Annotated in this window: 1 protein-coding gene; it reads left to right on the forward strand. The window is 57.1% G+C overall.

Annotation, left to right across the window (positions count from 1 at the left end; translation table 11 throughout):
- Nucleotides 1-523: 523 nt before the first annotated feature.
- The coding region (locus CXR02_RS22230; protein WP_181037337.1) for a protein rep at nucleotides 524-927 on the forward strand (404 nt) is incomplete at its 3' end.

Genomic DNA, 927 nt, shown 5'->3' on the forward strand with positions numbered 1-927 from the left:
TGGCGCATAGGTTTTAAAAAAGCGATAGGCCCCCATGCATTAGATGCTTGGGGGCCTTCGACAACCTAAACGCTAGACGTTTCAACGGGACGGCAATCCCTCCGCGTCTATACAGCCTCTGGAGGCTTCTTTAATAATGCTACTGGATCACCCCGACATTCAAGCACCACCGGGGACAAACACGCGGTCAGAGACCTTAGAGCGGCGCTCCAAGCCCGTAGGTGACGACGTGGAGCGGAGCGGGAACGGCGGCGCCGGAGAGGCGCCGGAGGCGCCGCCTTGGTATATCGCGAATAAGTCTTCCGCTTCGACTGCAAATGAGTGGCGCAGGAAGAGATTTGAACGGCGTCAACGCTCCTCAGACTGGCTAATTAGAGGCGCAAGGATGGAAGCCGGGTTACCACCTGTTGCGGCTGCTGGTGAGGGTGCCAAAGCTTCTGAGGACGGATGGATTCGCCCTCCGCGTCCTGCTCGGTGTCGTTGGCGTGTTGCTGAGACTGTGGGCGTCCACCATTCCGGGGACTTGGACACTAACGCTCACTTCTCGGGCCTTGAACGCTGCGCCTCAATCTGGGCGGGCCGTGTCTGCTGTGCGGTGGTCGGTGCCGAACGTGCAACTGATATTCAATCGGCAGTTGAGAAGTGGCAGACAGACGAAAATCACCTCGTATTCGTCACCCTGACCATGCGGCACAAGAGAACCGACAAGCTGGCCGTCACCCTGAATGCTGCGCTCAAAGCATGGTCAAAAGTCACCTCCGGTCGCGCATGGGTCAACTTCAAAAATCAGTTCGGCGTTCAAGGATTCGTGCGAGCTGTCGAGGTAACCCTCGGTGAAAATGGTTGGCACCCGCATATTCACGCGCTGCTGTTCACAAACAAGCCAATGACTGCTGACGATCAAGAAGCACTGAGCAGCGCACTTTA

The sequence above is a fragment of the Arthrobacter sp. 4R501 genome, assembly GCF_002929755.1.
Classification (GTDB): Bacteria; Actinomycetota; Actinomycetes; order Actinomycetales; family Micrococcaceae; genus Arthrobacter.